Genomic DNA, 16,189 nt, shown 5'->3' with positions numbered 1-16,189 from the left:
CGGGCACGGTCCGGAGTGCAGTTTATCGGTCGGGCCGGGGCGCCGGACAACGTGTCTCGCCCTTTGACCGTGCTGTGACGTGTCCCACCAGGGCCGGAAGGCCCCGGAAGCCCGTCGCCCACACGGTCCGCGCCCGTGTCGCACGGGTCGTGCCGGCCCCGGCGTGTCACCGGGAATTCATCCGAGGCGGGCCGAGACGAGGTCCCAGACCGTGTCGGCGAGTGCCTCCTTGGGCCCGTGGGGCACCGGAGTCTCGGCCCCGTCGGCGGCGAGCACCACGGCCTCGTTCTCTTCGGAGCCGAAGGTCTTGCGCTCCCCCACCTCGTTGACCACCAACAGGTCGCAGCCCTTGCGGCGCAGCTTCTCACGGCCGTTGGCCAGCACGTCGTCGGTCTCGGCGGCGAAGCCGACGACGATCTGCCCGGGCGTGGCGCGCTCGGCGGCGACCTCGGCGAGGATGTCCGGGTTGCGGACGAGGGTGATGGGGGCGGGCTCCTGGCCGTCCTTCTTCTTGATCTTCCCGCTGACGTACTGGGCGGGCCGGAAGTCGGCGACGGCGGCGGCCATGACCACGACGTCTGCGTCCCGTGCCGCCTTCAGCACGGCCTCGCGCAGCTGGATGGCGGTGCCGGTGTGGACGACGTCGGCGCCGGACGGGTCGGGCAGTCCGGTGTTGGCCTCGACGAGGGTGACCCGGGCGCCGCGGGCGACGGCGGTGCGGGCGAGCGCGTAGCCCTGCTTGCCGGAGGAGCGGTTGCCGAGGTAGCGGACGGGGTCGAGGGGCTCCCTCGTACCGCCGGCGCTGATCACCACGTGCCGGCCCGCCAGGTCGGGAGCGGTCGTGCCGCGGGCGAGGACCCGGCGGCAGACCTCGAAGATCTCGCCCGGGTCGGGGAGCCGGCCCTTGCCGGTGTCGACGCCGGTGAGGCGGCCGACGGCGGGCTCGATGACGACGGCGCCGCGGCGGCGCAGGGTCGCGACGTTCTCCTGGGTGGCGGGGTGCTCCCACATCTCGGTGTGCATGGCCGGGGCGAAGACGACCGGACAGCGGGCGGTGAGCAGGGTGTTGGTGAGCAGGTCGTCGGCGAGCCCGTGGGCGGCCTTGGCCAGCATGTCGGCGGTGGCCGGGGCGACGACGACGAGGTCGGCGTGCTGCCCGATCCGTACGTGCGGCACCTCGTGAACGTCGTTCCAGACCTCGGTGGAGACCGGATGGCCGGAGAGCGCCGACCAGGTGGCCGCGCCGACGAAGTGCAGGGCGGACTCGGTGGGGACGACCCGTACGTCGTGGCCGGACTCGGTCAGCCGGCGCAGCAGCTCGCACGCCTTGTACGCGGCGATGCCGCCGCTGACCCCCAGAACGACCTTCGGCTTGTCCACTGCGTCTCCCCGCACTCGGTTACGCACCCTGCGTACGTACGTCCCCATGCTGCCTCACGGCCCGGGGCGCGGGGCGGTCGGCCCGGACACACCTCGGGCCCGGCGGATGTCCGCCGGGCCCGGGGTGAAGTGCGTCGCCGCTGCTTACTGCGCGGGGCCCTCGATGGCCTCGGACGTCAGCAGGCCCGCGTTGATCTCGCGGAGCGCGATCGAGAGCGGCTTCTCGTGCACGTGGGTGTCGACGAGCGGGCCGACGTACTCGAGGAGGCCCTCACCGAGCTGCGAGTAGTACGCGTTGATCTGGCGCGCGCGCTTGGCGGCGTAGATCACGAGGCTGTACTTCGAGTCGGTTGCTTCGAGGAGCTCATCAATCGGCGGGTTGATGATGCCCTCGGGCGTGGTGATGGAAGAGGACACGCTCTGCCTTCCGAAGGGGATGAAGATCAAAGAAATCTTTGACAGTCAGGGGCTCGGTCGCCGGCTCTGCCGGCGCGGCCCCCGCTGCCGGTGGTCACTCGCCGACGCGGTGGCCGGAAGCCTCCAGCATCAAGGCTAGCAGCTCACGTGCCACATCCTCGACGGAGGTGTTGACAAGCGTCGTATCGAACTCCGATTCGGCGGCCAGCTCGACCTTGGCGGCGCCGAGCCGGCGTTCGATCACCTCGGGCGCCTCGGTCCCCCGGCCGGTGAGCCGGCGCACCAGCTCATCCCAGCTCGGCGGCGCGAGGAAGACCAGCTGGGCGTCGGCCATGGACTGGCGGACCAGCCGGGCGCCCTGGAGGTCGATCTCCAGGAGCACCGGCTCGCCCGCCTCCAGTCGCTCCTGCACGGCGCGGCGCGGGGTGCCGTAGCGGTTGCCGGCGAACTCGGCCCACTCCAGCAGTTCGCCGTTGGCGATGAGCTTGTCGAACTCCTCGTCGTCCACGAAGAAGTAGTGGACGCCGTTGCGTTCGCCGGGGCGGGGCCTGCGGGTCGTCGCCGACACCGAGAGCCACACCTCGGGGTGGACCTTGCGCATATGCGCGACGACCGTGCTCTTGCCGACCCCCGAGGGGCCGGAGAGCACGGTCAGCCGCGGACGTACGTCCGGGGGTACGGGGGACGTCCCCCGGGATGTTGCAGCCATGAAGCGATTATCCAGCTTCTCAGGGGTGCCTGAGAACGTCAGGCGGCGCTGCCGCCGAACTCACGCTCCAGGGATGCGATCTGGTTGGAGCCAAGACCCCGCACGCGACGGCTCTCGGAGATGCCGAGCCGCTCCATGATCTGCTTGGCACGGACCTTGCCCACACCGGGCAGGGACTCCAGCAGGGCGGAGACCTTCATCTTGCCGATGACGTCGTTCTCCTGGCCCGACTTGATGACCTCGTGGAGGGAGGCGCCGGAGTGCTTCAGTCGATTCTTGACCTCGGCCCGCTCCCGGCGAGCCGCGGCGGCCTTTTCGAGCGCGGCTGCGCGCTGTTCAGGGGTAAGGGGCGGAAGAGCCACGCCTACGTCACCTCGGATGTCGATCTGTCGGATACGGACCAGTGAGGCGGCGGGAACGCCCCTCACCTGCTGAGCCGCGAACAACCCGTGCTCGTCGGCTCTCGACGGAGACTAGCGGCCAAGGCCGCCGGAGTCAGCGAGAACAGACGAAAAGTCCTGGTCAGCCTCTGCCGACCAGGACTTTTCGGGCATAACCACCGAGTTTTTTTCTCAGGATTCCGTCAACCCACGGTTACGTGGCAGTGTCAGCGGTCCGAGACGGCCGCGCGGACCTCGTCCGCGAAGCGTTCCGCGGCCCCGCGCAGCCCCGCCACGTCCGGGCCGTGGCGCAGCACGCCCCGGCTGACGCTGGGCACCACATTGCGGACCGCGTCCCCGAAGACACCCGGCAGATCCGCCGGCGTCGCCCCCTGGGCGCCGATGCCCGGGGCGAGCAGCGGTCCGTTGATCGCCAGATCCACGCCCGCGTCCCCGAGCGTGGCCCCGACGACCGCGCCGACCGAGCCGAGCGGCTCGGCGCCCGCGTTCTCGGCGGCCATGTGGTCGAGCATCAACTGGGCCAGCGGACGGCCGTCGGCGGCAGTGGCGCGCTGCACCTCGGCGCCCTCCGGGTTGGAGGTCAGCGCGAGGACGAAGACGCCGGCGCCGGAGACCGCCGCCGCGTCGAGCGCGGGCCGCAGCGAGCCGAAGCCGAGGTACGGCGAGACGGTGACCGCGTCCGAGAACAGCGGCGAGTCCTTGTCCAGGTAGGTCGCCGCGTAGGCGCCCATGGTGGAGCCGATGTCGCCGCGCTTGGCGTCCATCAGGACCAGGGCGCCGGCCGCGCGGGCCTCCTCGACGGCCTTCTCCAGGACGGCGACGCCCCGCGAGCCGAAGCGCTCGAAGAACGCGGACTGCGGCTTGAGCACGGCGACCCGGTCGGCCAGCGCCTCGACGACCGTACGGGTGAAGCGCTCCAAGCCCGCGATGTCGTCGCTCAGCCCCCAGGCGGTGAGCAGGGAGGCGTGCGGGTCGATGCCGACGCAGAGCGGGCCTCGGGTGTCCATGGCGTGGCGCAGCCGGGCGCCGAAGGGTTCCAGAGTCATTTCGCTGCCTTCCGGGATTCCGCGCCGACGGCGTCGGCGAGCGTGGCGTACGGGGAGGCGGCCAGGCGCGCGGCCAGGCCCTTGTGGATGGCGCGGGCGTAGAACGGGCCCTCGTAGATGAAGGCGCTGTAGCCCTGGACGAGGGTGGCGCCGGCCAGGATGCGCTGCCAGGCGTCCTCGGCGTTCTCGATGCCGCCGACGCCCACCAGGGTGATCCGGTCCCCCACGCGCCCGTACAGGCGGCCCAGGACCTCCAGCGAGCGTTCCTTGAGGGGCGCGCCGGACAGGCCGCCGGTCTCCTTCACCAGGGCCGCCGGGGACTGCAGGCCGAGGCCGTCGCGGGCGATGGTGGTGTTGGTGGCGATGATGCCGTCCAGGCCCAGTTCGACGGCGAGGTCGGCGACCGCGTCGACGTCCTCGTCCGCGAGGTCCGGGGCGATCTTGACGAGCAGCGGGACGCGGCGGTGGGTGACGGTGCGGTCGGCCGCCTCGCGCACGGCGGTGAGCAGCGGGCGCAGCGACTCGGTGGCCTGGAGGTTGCGCAGGCCGGGGGTGTTGGGCGAGGAGACGTTGACGACGAGGTAGTCCGCGTGGGCGGCGAGACGCTCGGTGGACTTCACGTAGTCGGCGGCGGCGTCGGCCTCGGTGACCACCTTGGTCTTGCCGATGTTGACGCCGACGGTGGTGCGGAAGACCGGGTTGCGCGCGGCCAGCCGGGCGGCGACGGCGGCCGAGCCCTCGTTGTTGAAGCCCATGCGGTTGATCAGCGCGCGGTCCGCGACCAGGCGGAACAGGCGCTGCTTCGGGTTGCCGGGCTGCGGCTCGCCGGTCACGGTGCCGATCTCGACGTGGTCGAAGCCGAGCATCGCCATGCCGTCGATCGCGACCGCGTTCTTGTCGAAGCCGGCGGCGAGCCCGAAGGGGCCGTGCATCCGCAGGCCCAGGGTCTCGGTGCGCAGCTCCTTGTACCGGGGGGCGAGGGCGGCGGCCACGAAGGTGCGCAGCACGGGGACGCGTGCGGCCAGGCGGATCCAGCGGAAGGCCAGGTAGTGGGCGCGCTCGGGGTCCATGCGCTTGAAGACCAGCTGGAAGAAGAACTTGTACATCACGGTGTCCTCATGAAGAGGGGGACACCGTTTCCGGTGTCCCCCTTGTGGGCTTCCTAGTCGCGGGCCGCGGTCAAGTGTTCCGCGTGTTCCTGGAGGGAACGGACGCCGACGTCTCCGCCGTTGAGGGCGTCGATGCCCTGGACCGCCGCGGCGAGCGCCTGGACCGTGGTCAGGCAGGGCACGGAGCGGGCGACGGCCGCGGTGCGGATCTCGTAGCCGTCGAGGCGGCCGCCGGTCCCGTAGGGGGTGTTGACGATGAGGTCGACACCGCCCTCGTGGATCAGCTGGACGATGGTCCGCTCGCCGTTCGGGCCCTCGCCCTCGGAGAGCTTGCGCACGACCGTGGCGTTGATGCCGTTGCGCCTGAGGACCTCGGCGGTGCCGGAGGTGGCCAGCAGCTCGAAGCCGTGGGCGACCAGCTCGCGGGCCGGGAAGATCATCGAGCGCTTGTCGCGGTTGGCCACCGAGATGAAGGCGCGGCCCTTGGTGGGCAGCGGCCCGTAGGCGCCGGCCTGCGACTTGGCGTACGCGGTGCCGAAGACCGAGTCGATGCCCATGACCTCGCCGGTGGAGCGCATCTCCGGGCCGAGGATGGTGTCGACGCCGCGGCCGTGGATGTCGCGGAAGCGCGACCACGGCATGACGGCCTCCTTGACGGAGATCGGCGCGTCCAGCGGCAGCGTGCCGCCGTCGCCGGTCTTCGGCAGCAGGCCCTCTTGGCGCAGCTCGGCGACGGTCGCGCCCAGCGAGATCCGGGCGGCGGCCTTGGCGAGCGGGACCGCGGTCGCCTTCGAGGTGAAGGGGACGGTCCGCGAGGCGCGCGGGTTGGCCTCCAGGACGTAGAGGATGTCGCCGGAGAGCGCGAACTGGATGTTGATCAGCCCGCGGACGCCGACGCCCTTGGCGATGGCCTCCGTGGAAGCGCGCAGCCGCTTGACGTCATGGCCGCCGAGGGTGATCGGGGGCAGCGCGCAGGCGGAGTCGCCGGAGTGGATGCCGGCCTCCTCGATGTGCTCCATGACGCCGCCGAGGTAGAGCTCGGTGCCGTCGTAGAGGGCGTCGACGTCGATCTCGATGGCGTCGTCGAGGAAGCGGTCGACCAGGACCGGCCGGGTGGGGCTGATCTCGGTGGACTCGGCGATGTACGCGGAGAGCCGGGTCTCGTCGTACACGATCTCCATGCCGCGCCCGCCGAGCACGTACGACGGGCGTACGAGGACGGGGTAGCCGATCTCGTCGGCGATCTCCTTGGCCTCGGCGAAGGTGGTCGCGGTGCCGTGCTTGGGGGCGGGCAGGCCGGCCTCGGCCAGGACGCGGCCGAAGGCGCCGCGGTCCTCGGCGGCGTGGATCGCCTCCGGGGAGGTGCCGACGACGGGCACGCCGTTGTCCTTGAGCGCCTGGGACAGGCCCAGCGGGGTCTGTCCGCCGAGCTGGACGACGACGCCCGCGATCGGGCCCGCCAGGGACTCGGCGTGCACGATCTCCAGCACGTCTTCCAGCGTCAGCGGCTCGAAGTACAGGCGGTCGGAGGTGTCGTAGTCGGTGGAGACCGTCTCCGGGTTGCAGTTGACCATCACGGTCTCGTAGCCGGCGTCGCTGAGCGCGAAGGAGGCGTGGACGCAGGAGTAGTCGAACTCGATGCCCTGGCCGATGCGGTTGGGCCCGGAGCCCAGGATGATGACCGCGGGCTTGGTGCGGGGCGCGACCTCGCTCTCCTCGTCGTAGGAGGAGTAGAAGTACGGCGTCTTCGCCGCGAACTCGGCGGCGCAGGTGTCGACCGTCTTGTAGACCGGGCGGATGCCGAGCGCGTGGCGCACCTCGCGGACGACGTCCTCGCGCAGGCCGCGGATCTCGGCGATCTGGACGTCCGAGAAGCCGTGCCGCTTGGCCTCGGCGAGCAGCTCGGGGCCGAGCTTGTCGGCGGCGGCCAGCTCGTCGGCGATCTCCTTGATCAGGAAGAGCTGGTCGACGAACCAGGGGTCGATCTTCGTGGCGTCGAAGACCTCCTCCTGGGTGGCGCCGGCCCGGATCGCCTGCATGACGGCGTTGATCCGGCCGTCGGTCGGGCGGACCGCCTCGGCCAGCAGCTCGGCCTTGTCGCCGGGCTCGCCGGTGAAGGTGAACTGCGAGCCCTTCTTCTCCAGGGAGCGCAGGGCCTTCTGGAGGGCCTCGGTGAAGTTCCGGCCGATGGCCATGGCCTCGCCCACCGACTTCATGGTGGTGGTGAGGGTGGAGTCGGCGGAGGGGAACTTCTCGAAGGCGAACCGCGGGGCCTTGACGACGACGTAGTCGAGGGTCGGCTCGAAGGAGGCCGGGGTCTTCTCGGTGATGTCGTTGGGGATCTCGTCGAGCGTGTAGCCGACGGCCAGCTTGGCGGCGATCTTGGCGATCGGGAAGCCGGTGGCCTTGGAGGCGAGCGCCGAGGAGCGGGAGACGCGCGGGTTCATCTCGATGACGATGACGCGCCCGTCGGACGGGTCGATCGCGAACTGGATGTTGCAGCCGCCGGTGTCGACGCCGACCTCGCGGATGATCGCGATGCCGATGTCGCGCAGCCGCTGGTACTCGCGGTCGGTGAGCGTCATCGCCGGGGCGACGGTGATCGAGTCACCGGTGTGGACGCCCATCGGGTCGAAGTTCTCGATGGAGCAGACGACCACGACGTTGTCGTTGCGGTCGCGCATCAGCTCCAGCTCGTACTCCTTCCAGCCGAGGATGGACTCCTCCAGGAGCACCTCGGTGGTCGGGGAGAGCGTGAGGCCCTGGCCGGCGATGCGGCGCAGCTCCTCCTCGTCGTGGGCGAAGCCGGAACCGGCGCCGCCCATGGTGAAGGAGGGACGGACGACGACGGGGTAGCCGCCGAGGGTGTCGACGCCGGCGATGACGTCGTCCATGGAGTGGCAGATGACCGAGCGGGCGGACTCCCCGTAGCCGATCTTCGCCTTGACGGCCTCGACGACGCCCTTGAAGAGGTCGCGGTCCTCGCCCTTGTTGATGGCCTCGACGTTGGCGCCGATGAGCTCGACACCGTACTTCTCCAGCACACCGTTGTCGTGCATGGAGATCGCCGTGTTCAGCGCGGTCTGGCCGCCGAGGGTCGGGAGCAGCGCGTCGGGGCGCTCCTTGGCGATGATCTTCTCGACGAACTCGGGGGTGATCGGCTCGACGTACGTGGCGTCGGCGATCTCCGGGTCGGTCATGATCGTCGCGGGGTTGGAGTTCACCAGGATGACGCGCAGGCCCTCGGCCTTGAGCACGCGGCATGCCTGGGTGCCGGAGTAGTCGAACTCGGCGGCCTGCCCGATGACGATCGGGCCGGAGCCGATGACCAGGACGGACTGGATATCGGAGCGCTTAGGCACGCTGGCCCTCCATCAGGGAAACGAAGCGGTCGAAGAGGTACGCGGCGTCGTGCGGGCCGGCGGCCGCCTCGGGGTGGTACTGGACGCTGAAGGCCGGCCGGTCGAGGAGCTGGAGGCCCTCGACGACCTGGTCGTTCAGGCAGACGTGGGAGACCTCGGCGCGCCCGTAGGCGGTGTCGGAGACCTTGTCGAGGGGGGCGTCGACGGCGAAGCCGTGGTTGTGCGCGGTGACCTCGACCTTGCCGGTCGAGCGGTCCTGCACGGGCTGGTTGATGCCGCGGTGGCCGTACTTCAGCTTGTACGTGCCGAAGCCGAGCGCGCGGCCCAGGATCTGGTTGCCGAAGCAGATGCCGAAGAGCGGGGTCCCGCGCTCCAGAACGCCCTGCATCAGGGCGACCGGGTGGTCGGCCGTCGACGGGTCACCGGGGCCGTTGGAGAAGAAGACGCCGTCGGGGGCGACCGCGTAGATCTCCTCAAGGGTGGCGGTGGCGGGCAGGACGTGCACCTCGATGCCGCGCTCGGCCATCCGGTGCGGGGTCATGCCCTTGATGCCGAGGTCGACCGCGGCGACGGTGAACTTCTTGGTGCCGAGCGCGGGGACGACGTACGCCTCCTTGGTGGCGACCTCGGCGGACAGGTCGGCACCCTTCATCTCGGGGGCCTCCTGGACGCGGGCCAGCATCGCGGCCTCGTCGGTGACGGCAGCGCCGGAGAAGATGCCCACGCGCATGGCGCCGCGCTCCCGGAGGTGGCGGGTGAGGGCGCGGGTGTCGACGCCGCTGATGCCGACGACGTCCTGGTTGGCCAGCTCCTCGTCGAGGGTGCGGCGGGAGCGCCAGTTGGAGGGGGTGCGGGCGGGGTCGCGGACGACGTAGCCGGAGACCCAGATCCGCTTCGACTCGGGGTCCTCGTCGTTGACGCCGGTGTTGCCGACGTGCGGGGCGGTCATCACGACGACCTGGCGGTGGTACGAGGGGTCGGTCAGCGTCTCCTGGTAGCCGGTCATGCCGGTGGAGAAGACCGCCTCGCCGAAGGTCTCCCCCACAGCCCCGTAGGCGCGGCCGCGGAAGATGCGGCCGTCCTCCAGGACGAGTACGGCGGGAACCTGGGCTCCCCGGGTGGAGGTCGTCATCGTGCGATGCCTTCCGTAGTGCTGGTGAGGTGGTTGACGGCGTCGACCCACGCGGGGTGTTCGGCCGAGTGGTCGGAGCGGAATCCGGAGTCGATCAGCCGGTCGCCGAGCGCCCAGGTGATGACGAGGAGGCCGCCCTCGGGCAGGACCTTGCCCGCCAGTGCCTTTTCGGTGCGGGCGCCGCGCAGGTCGGCGGCGGGGACGAAGAAGTCCGCCGCGCCGGGCCGTACGACGTCGAGGCCGTCCGCGGTGAGGGTGAGCTCGACGCGGCTGCGGGTGCCGAGGCCGTGGGCGACGATCCGGTCGAGCCACTGCCCGGCCGTGGTCGACGCGTGGTAGCGGCCGGAGAGGGTGAGCAGCTTCTCGCCGTCCCCGAAGCCCTCGGGCGCGGTGGCCGGGGCGGGCAGGTCGGACTGGAGGTTTCCGCGCCACTTCCACCCCTGGCGCATCAGCCAGTAGACGAACACGACGAGGACGACGAGTCCGATCACCCAGCTGATCCGGGCCGACCAGTCGGTCACTTCCGCCGACTTCTGCCCGGCGGCCAGTTGGTACAGGGTCTGTGTTGTCACGCGAGCTTCCCGTCGACGACCGTGGCACGGCCCCGCAGGAAGGTGTGGGTCACTCGGCCCGGCAGCTCGCGCCCCTGGTACGGGGTGTTGCGGCTGCGGGAGGCGAAGCCCGCGGGGTCCACCTCTCCACGGTATGCCGGATCGACCAGCGTGAGGTTGGCAGGCTCACCCGCCGAGACGGGGCGGCCGTGTCCTTCGAGCCGTCCGATGGCCGCGGGGCGCGCCGACATGCGGTCGGCGACACCGGCCCAGTCGAGCAGCCCGGTCTCGACCATCGTCTGCTGGACGACGGAGAGCGCGGTCTCCAGGCCCACCATGCCCATGGCGGCCGCGGCCCACTCGCAGTCCTTGTCCTCGTGCGGGTGCGGGGCGTGGTCGGTGGCGACGCAGTCGATGGTGCCGTCGGCGAGGGCCTCGCGCAGGGCCATGACGTCGGCCTCGGTGCGCAGCGGCGGGTTCACCTTGTACACCGGGTTGTAGGACCGGACGAGCTCGTCGGTGAGGAGCAGGTGGTGCGGGGTGACCTCGGCGGTGACGTTCCAGCCCTTGGACTTGGCCCAGCGCACGATCTCCACGGAGCCGGCGGTCGACAGGTGGCAGATGTGCACCCGGGAGCCGACGTGGGCGGCGAGCAGCACGTCGCGCGCGATGATCGACTCCTCGGCGACGGCGGGCCAGCCGCCGAGGCCCAGCTCGGCCGAGACGACGCCCTCGTTCATCTGGGCGCCCTCGGTGAGGCGGGGCTCCTGGGCGTGCTGGGCGACGACGCCGTCGAAGGCCTTCACGTACTCCAGGGCGCGGCGCATGATGACCGCGTCGTCGACGCACTTGCCGTCGTCGGAGAAGACCTTCACCCCGGCGGCGGAGTCGTGCATGGCGCCCAGCTCGGCCAGCTGCTTGCCCTCCAGGCCGACGGTGACGGCGCCGACGGGCTGCACGTCGCAGTAGCCGGACTCCTTGCCGAGCCGCCAGACCTGCTCGACGACGCCGGCGGTGTCGGCGACCGGGAAGGTGTTGGCCATGGCGTGCACGGCGGTGAAGCCGCCGGCCGCGGCGGCCCTGGTGCCGGTGAGGACGGTCTCGGAGTCCTCGCGGCCGGGCTCGCGCAGGTGGGTGTGGAGGTCGACGAGGCCGGGCAGCAGGACCTGGCCCGCGGCCTCGATCACGGTGGCGTCACCGGCGTCGAGGCCGGTGCCGACGGCGGCGATGGTCTCGCCGTCGATGAGGACGTCCTGCGGGTCGCCGCCGAGTACCTTCGCACCGCGGATAAGGATCTTGCTCATGGTTACTTGTTCTCCTCGGTACGGGCGGCGGTGGGGGTGCTGCCAGGGAGGCGCGCAGCGCTTCGATCAAGGGTGGTGGTGGGCGACGGGTGGGCCGACTCGTAGCCGCCGAGCAGCAGGTAGAGCACGGCCATGCGGATGGAGACGCCGTTGGCGACCTGCTCGACGACCGTGCAGCGGTCGGAGTCGGCGACCTCCGCGGTGATCTCCATGCCGCGGACCATGGGGCCGGGGTGCATGACGACGGCGTGCTCCGGCATCTTCGCCATGCGCTCGCCGTCCAGGCCGTAGCGGCGCGAGTACTCGCGCTCGGTCGGGAAGTACGCGGCGTTCATCCGCTCACGCTGCACACGCAGCATCATCACAGCGTCGGACCGGTGCAGCACGTCGTCGAGGCTGTAGCTGACGTCGCAGGGCCACTGCTCGACGCCGACCGGGACCAGCGTGGGCGGGGCGACGAGGGTGACGTGGGCGCCGAGCGTGTTGAGCAGGTGGACGTTGGAGCGGGCGACCCGGCTGTGCAGGATGTCGCCCACGATGGTGATCCGGCGGCCGTCGAGGTCCTTGCCGAGTCCGGCGTCGGCGCCGACGAGCCGGCGGCGCATCGTGAAGGCGTCCAGGAGGGCCTGGGTGGGGTGCTCGTGGGTGCCGTCGCCGGCGTTGACGACCGCGCCGTCGATCCAGCCGGAGGTGGCCAGCCGGTACGGGGCGCCGGAGGCGCCGTGGCGGATGACGACGGCGTCGGCGCCCATCGCCTCCAGGGTCAGAGCGGTGTCCTTGAGCGACTCGCCCTTGGAGACGGAGGAGCCCTTCGCGGAGAAGTTGATGACGTCGGCGGAGAGCCGCTTGGCGGCCGCCTCGAAGGAGATGCGGGTTCGTGTCGAGTCCTCGAAGAAGAGGTTGACGACGGTACGGCCGCGCAGGGTCGGGAGCTTCTTGATCGGCCGGTCCGCGACCCGGGCCATCTCCTCGGCGGTGTCGAGGATCAGGACGGCGTCGTCGCGGGTGAGGTCGGCGGCCGAGATGAGGTGACGCTTCATCTGGGTGTTCTCCGGGTGGCTGGAGGTTTCAGGCATGCGGGCGCGCGGAAGCCGCCGTACGGCGGGCGGCCGTACGGACGGGGAGCTAACGCTCGACCGCGGGGGCGGCCTGCTCGACCCCGAGCAGCACGGCGTCGCGGCCGTCCTCCTCGGCGAGCTGGACCTTGACCGTCTCCCGCAGCGACGTGGGGAGGTTCTTGCCGACGTAGTCGGCGCGGATCGGCAGTTCGCGGTGGCCGCGGTCGACGAGGACCGCGAGTTGCACCGCGCGGGGCCGGCCGATGTCGCCGAGCGCGTCGAGGGCGGCGCGGATCGTGCGGCCGGAGAAGAGGACGTCGTCGACCAGGACGACCAGGCGGCCCTCGATGCCCTCGCCGGGGATCTCGGTGCGGGCCAGGGCGCGCGCGGGGCGCAGCCTGAGGTCGTCGCGGTACATGGTGATGTCGAGGGAGCCGACCGGCATCGTGGAGCCGGTGATCTCTTCGAGCTTGGCGGCGAGCCGGCGGGCGAGGAAGACCCCGCGGGTCGGGATGCCGAGGAGCACCACGTCGTCGGCGCCCTTGGCGCGTTCGACGATCTCGTGGGCGATACGGGTGAGTACCCGGGCGATGTCGGGAGCCTCCAGAACGGGGCGTGCCGCATTGCCGGTGGCGTCGTGCTGTGCGTCCATAAGAAACGGACCTCCTTCTCCGCCTCACGGGACGGACCTTAAAGGACGTCGAAAATTGCGTCATCCACGTTACCAGGGCCCGTACGGGACCTCTGCCCCACCCCCGGGGAGAGCCGGTACGGACCATCTCAGCTTGACGCGGCCAAGTAACGCTGCGTAACCTCACAGTGAGTTACCAGCCACGCGGCCGAGCCGCGAACGTTCCAGCGTCCGGGGAGCCTTATGTCCAGCGAATACGCAAAACAGCTCGGGGCCAAGCTCCGCGCCATCCGCACCCAGCAGGGCCTCTCCCTCCACGGCGTGGAGGAGAAGTCCCAGGGCCGCTGGAAGGCCGTCGTGGTCGGTTCGTACGAGCGCGGCGACCGTGCCGTGACCGTGCAGCGCCTTGCCGAGCTGGCGGACTTCTACGGCGTCCCGGTCCAGGAGCTGCTGCCGGGCACGACGCCCGGCGGTGCCGCCGAGCCGCCGCCGAAGCTCGTCCTCCAGCTGGAGCGCCTGGCCCACGTGCCGCCGGAGAAGGCCGGCCCCCTCCAGCGTTACGCGGCGACGATCCAGAGCCAGCGCGGCGACTACAACGGCAAGGTGCTGTCGATCCGCCAGGACGACCTGCGCACGCTGGCCGTGATCTACGACCAGTCGCCGTCCGTGCTGACGGAGCAGCTGATCAGCTGGGGCGTGCTCGACGCGGACGCGCGCCGCGCCGTCGCCCACGACGAGGGCTGAGCAGCCCCTCGAAGAAACGTGCCGCCGGGTTCGGCGGGGCCCCTCAGAGGTGCCCCGCCGGGCCCGGCTTTTCGTACGCCGTGCCACAGCTCGGCCGGGCCCGGACATGCCGAAGGGCCCACGGCTTCAGCCATGGGCCCTTCGTCGGCGGAACGCCGCCGGGTCTCTCACTGCTCCCGGCGGAGGTTCGGCTTGAGGTCCTTGAAACGGGCCAGCAGGCCGTTCACGAAGGACGGGGAGTCGTCGGTGGAGAACTCCTTGGCGATCTGCACCGCCTCGTCGATCACCACCGCGTCCGGGGTCGCGTCGACCCAGATCAGCTCGTACGCACCGAGCCGCAGGATGTTCCGGTCGACGACCGGCATGCGGTCGAGCTCCCAGTCCACGGCGTAGGTGACGATGAGGTCGTCGATCCGGTCCGCGTACTGCGCGTACCCCTCGACGAGCTCCATCGTGTACTCGGTGACCGGCGGCTGACGGGTGTCGGACCGCGAGTGCCGCACCCAGTCCGCGAGGACCGTCTGCACGGACTCGCCGCGCTGGTCGGCCTCGAAGAGGATCTGGAAGGCGCGCTTGCGGGCCGTGTTCCGGGCAGCCACGGTTAGCTGTTCACCCGGCCGAGGTAGTCGCCGGAGCGGGTGTCGACCTTGATCTTCTCGCCCGTGCTGATGAAGAGCGGCACGCCGATCTCGTAGCCGGTCTCCAGGGTGGCGGGCTTGGTGCCACCGGTGGAGCGGTCACCCTGGACGCCCGGGTCCGTGTGCTGGATGGTCAGCTCGACGGCGGCCGGCAGCTCGACGTAGAGCACCTCGCCCTCGTGCTGGGCGACGGAGGCGGTGAAGCCCTCGATCAGGAAGTTGGCTGCGTCACCGACGGCCTTGCGGTCGACCATGAGCTGGTCGTACGTGTCCATGTCCATGAAGACGAAGTACTCGCCGTCCATGTACGAGAACTGCATGTCGCGCCGGTCGACGGTGGCCGTCTCGACCTTCACGCCGGCGTTGAACGTCTTGTCGACGACCTTGCCGGACAGCACGTTCTTGAGCTTGGTGCGCACGAAGGCCGGGCCCTTGCCGGGCTTGACGTGCTGGAACTCGACGACGGACCAGAGCTGGCCTCCGTCGAGCTTGAGCACCATGCCGTTCTTGAGGTCGTTCGTGGAAGCCACGGTTGCGGAATCTCCTGGACTGAAGCTGGTGGAACGACCGAGGACGCGCGCTAGAGCGCGAGCAGTTCCTTGGTCGTAATGGTGAGTAGCTCGGGTCCGCCGTCCGCCTCGGGGCGCACGACGAGCGTGTCATCGATCCGGACCCCGCCCCGGCCCGGGAGGTGGACCCCCGGTTCGACGGTGACCGGCACACAAGCGTCCAGTTTACCCATGGCGGCGGGTGCCAGCTGCGGGTCCTCGTCGATTTCGAGCCCCACCCCGTGGCCCGTGAAGGGCGCGAGGCCCTCGCCGTGGCCCGCGGAGTCCAGGAGATGGCGGGCGGCGCGGTCGACGTCGCGGTACTCGGCGCCGGGCAGCAGAGCCTCGCGGCCGGCCCTCTGAGCGGCGAAAACCAGCTCGTACAGCTCGATCTGCCAGTCGGCGGGCGCCGTTCCGATGACGAAGGTCCGGCCGATCTCGCAGCGGTAGCCGTGGTAGTTCGCGCCCAGGCAGACGGAGAGAAAATCTCCCTCCTCGACCCGTCGGTCCGTGGGCCGGTGGCGGCCCCGGCCGGAGTTCGGGCCCGTCGCCACGGAGGTCGCGAAGGCGGGGCCGTCGGCGCCGTGGTCCACCAGCCGGCGCTCCAGCTCCAGCGCCAGATGCCGTTCGGTGCGGCCGACGAGGATCGATTCGAGGAGTTCGCCCAGCGCCTGGTCGGTGATCTCGGCCGCGATGCGCAGGCAGCCGATCTCCTCCTCGTCCTTCACGATGCGCAACTGCTCGACGGTGGCGCCGAGATCGGCCAGCCGGAGCTTCGGGGCGACCGAGGCCATCGCCCGGTGCCGGGCGACCGTCAGGTCGTGCTCCTCGACGGCCAGCGACTCCGCGCCGGCCGCGGTGGCGAGGTCCGCCGCGGCGACCACCGGATCCCCGCCGGCCACCGGCAGCAGGTCGACGCGCAGGTGTTCGTCGGTGCGCCCGTCGGCCGGGTCGCCGGTCGGCGGGCGGGGGCAGAGGAGGACGTCCTCGCCGGGGCCGAGCAGCAGCACGGCACCCGGGGGCGCTCCCCCGGCCAGGTAGCGGACGTTGGCGGGACGGGACACCAGGGCGGCCGCGGATCCGACTGCGGCGCACCGGTCGCGGAGCAGCCCGCGTCGGACGGCGTACACCTCTGACATGCGTCGAGCGTACGAGCGGG

General features: G+C 71.0%; 16 protein-coding genes. 1 reads left to right on the top strand and 15 read right to left on the bottom strand.

The genetic code is table 11. From position 1 onward, the window contains the following. Positions 1-177: 177 nt before the first annotated feature. From coaBC to pyrR, 12 genes are all read right to left on the bottom strand, one after another. On the bottom strand, positions 178-1,380 hold the full coding sequence (gene coaBC, locus BLW14_RS26900; protein ID WP_093709727.1) for a bifunctional phosphopantothenoylcysteine decarboxylase/phosphopantothenate--cysteine ligase CoaBC: 1,203 nt from the start codon (positions 1,378-1,380) through the stop codon (positions 178-180). Between the two features lie 144 nt (positions 1,381-1,524). After that, complete coding sequence (rpoZ, locus tag BLW14_RS26895; protein ID WP_003970369.1) at positions 1,525-1,797, bottom strand: DNA-directed RNA polymerase subunit omega; 273 nt, start codon at positions 1,795-1,797, stop codon at positions 1,525-1,527. Between the two features lie 94 nt (positions 1,798-1,891). Further along, positions 1,892-2,506: a guanylate kinase gene (gmk, locus tag BLW14_RS26890; RefSeq protein WP_093709726.1), complete on the bottom strand. Its 615-nt coding sequence runs from the start codon at positions 2,504-2,506 to the stop codon at positions 1,892-1,894. A gap of 38 nt (positions 2,507-2,544) precedes the next feature. Beyond that, positions 2,545-2,868: an integration host factor gene (locus BLW14_RS26885; protein WP_018524251.1), complete on the bottom strand. Its 324-nt coding sequence runs from the start codon at positions 2,866-2,868 to the stop codon at positions 2,545-2,547. A 245-nt stretch (positions 2,869-3,113) separates the two neighbouring features. Next, positions 3,114-3,953 carry an orotidine-5'-phosphate decarboxylase gene (pyrF, locus tag BLW14_RS26880; RefSeq protein ID WP_093709725.1) on the bottom strand — a complete coding sequence of 280 codons (840 nt, stop codon included), beginning with the start codon at positions 3,951-3,953 and terminating at the stop codon, positions 3,114-3,116. Continuing rightward, on the bottom strand, positions 3,950-5,059 hold the full coding sequence (locus BLW14_RS26875; protein WP_093709724.1) for a quinone-dependent dihydroorotate dehydrogenase: 1,110 nt from the start codon (positions 5,057-5,059) through the stop codon (positions 3,950-3,952). The genes pyrF and BLW14_RS26875 overlap by 4 nt, the downstream gene beginning before the upstream one ends. A gap of 56 nt (positions 5,060-5,115) precedes the next feature. Further along, positions 5,116-8,424, bottom strand: a complete 3,309-nt coding sequence (carB, locus tag BLW14_RS26870) for a carbamoyl-phosphate synthase large subunit (protein WP_093709723.1) — start codon at positions 8,422-8,424, stop codon at positions 5,116-5,118. Next, positions 8,417-9,556, bottom strand: a complete 1,140-nt coding sequence (gene carA / locus BLW14_RS26865) for a glutamine-hydrolyzing carbamoyl-phosphate synthase small subunit (protein WP_093709722.1) — start codon at positions 9,554-9,556, stop codon at positions 8,417-8,419. The genes carB and carA overlap by 8 nt, the downstream gene beginning before the upstream one ends. Further along, positions 9,553-10,128: a PH-like domain-containing protein gene (locus BLW14_RS26860; RefSeq protein WP_093709721.1), complete on the bottom strand. Its 576-nt coding sequence runs from the start codon at positions 10,126-10,128 to the stop codon at positions 9,553-9,555. Before BLW14_RS26860 ends, carA begins: the two co-directional genes overlap by 4 nt. Beyond that, positions 10,125-11,411 carry a dihydroorotase gene (locus tag BLW14_RS26855; RefSeq protein WP_093709720.1) on the bottom strand — a complete coding sequence of 429 codons (1,287 nt, stop codon included), beginning with the start codon at positions 11,409-11,411 and terminating at the stop codon, positions 10,125-10,127. The genes BLW14_RS26860 and BLW14_RS26855 overlap by 4 nt, the downstream gene beginning before the upstream one ends. A 2-nt stretch (positions 11,412-11,413) precedes the next feature. After that, the gene (locus tag BLW14_RS26850) at positions 11,414-12,451 is read right to left on the bottom strand and encodes an aspartate carbamoyltransferase catalytic subunit (RefSeq protein WP_256333023.1); all 1,038 of its coding nucleotides are present in this window, start codon (positions 12,449-12,451) and stop codon (positions 11,414-11,416) included. Between the two features lie 85 nt (positions 12,452-12,536). Next, on the bottom strand, positions 12,537-13,121 hold the full coding sequence (gene pyrR / locus BLW14_RS26845; RefSeq protein WP_018524243.1) for a bifunctional pyr operon transcriptional regulator/uracil phosphoribosyltransferase PyrR: 585 nt from the start codon (positions 13,119-13,121) through the stop codon (positions 12,537-12,539). 222 nt (positions 13,122-13,343) lie between these two features. Here pyrR and bldD point away from each other — a divergent pair, with 222 nt between their 5' ends. Further along, positions 13,344-13,844, top strand: a complete 501-nt coding sequence (bldD, locus tag BLW14_RS26840; RefSeq protein WP_018103903.1) for a transcriptional regulator BldD — start codon at positions 13,344-13,346, stop codon at positions 13,842-13,844. A 167-nt stretch (positions 13,845-14,011) separates the two neighbouring features. Here the strand turns inward: bldD and nusB are convergent, their stop codons facing one another. Genes nusB through BLW14_RS26825 form a run of 3 tightly spaced genes read right to left on the bottom strand, consistent with a single transcriptional unit; the run spans position 14,012 to position 16,169 of the window. After that, entirely contained in the window at positions 14,012-14,443 is a 432-nt protein-coding gene (nusB, locus tag BLW14_RS26835; protein ID WP_018524242.1) for a transcription antitermination factor NusB, read from the bottom strand. Between the two features lie 2 nt (positions 14,444-14,445). Next, on the bottom strand, positions 14,446-15,012 hold the full coding sequence (efp, locus tag BLW14_RS26830) for an elongation factor P (protein ID WP_018524241.1): 567 nt from the start codon (positions 15,010-15,012) through the stop codon (positions 14,446-14,448). Between the two features lie 50 nt (positions 15,013-15,062). Next, entirely contained in the window at positions 15,063-16,169 is a 1,107-nt protein-coding gene (locus BLW14_RS26825) for an aminopeptidase P family protein (protein ID WP_093709719.1), read from the bottom strand. Positions 16,170-16,189: the final 20 nt, after the last annotated feature.

The sequence above is a fragment of the Streptomyces sp. 2131.1 genome (genome assembly GCF_900105515.1).
Taxonomy (GTDB): domain Bacteria; phylum Actinomycetota; class Actinomycetes; order Streptomycetales; family Streptomycetaceae; genus Streptomyces; species Streptomyces drozdowiczii.
The sequence above is the reverse complement of the archived record's forward strand: the minus strand, read 5'-3'. Positions and strand labels throughout refer to the sequence as shown.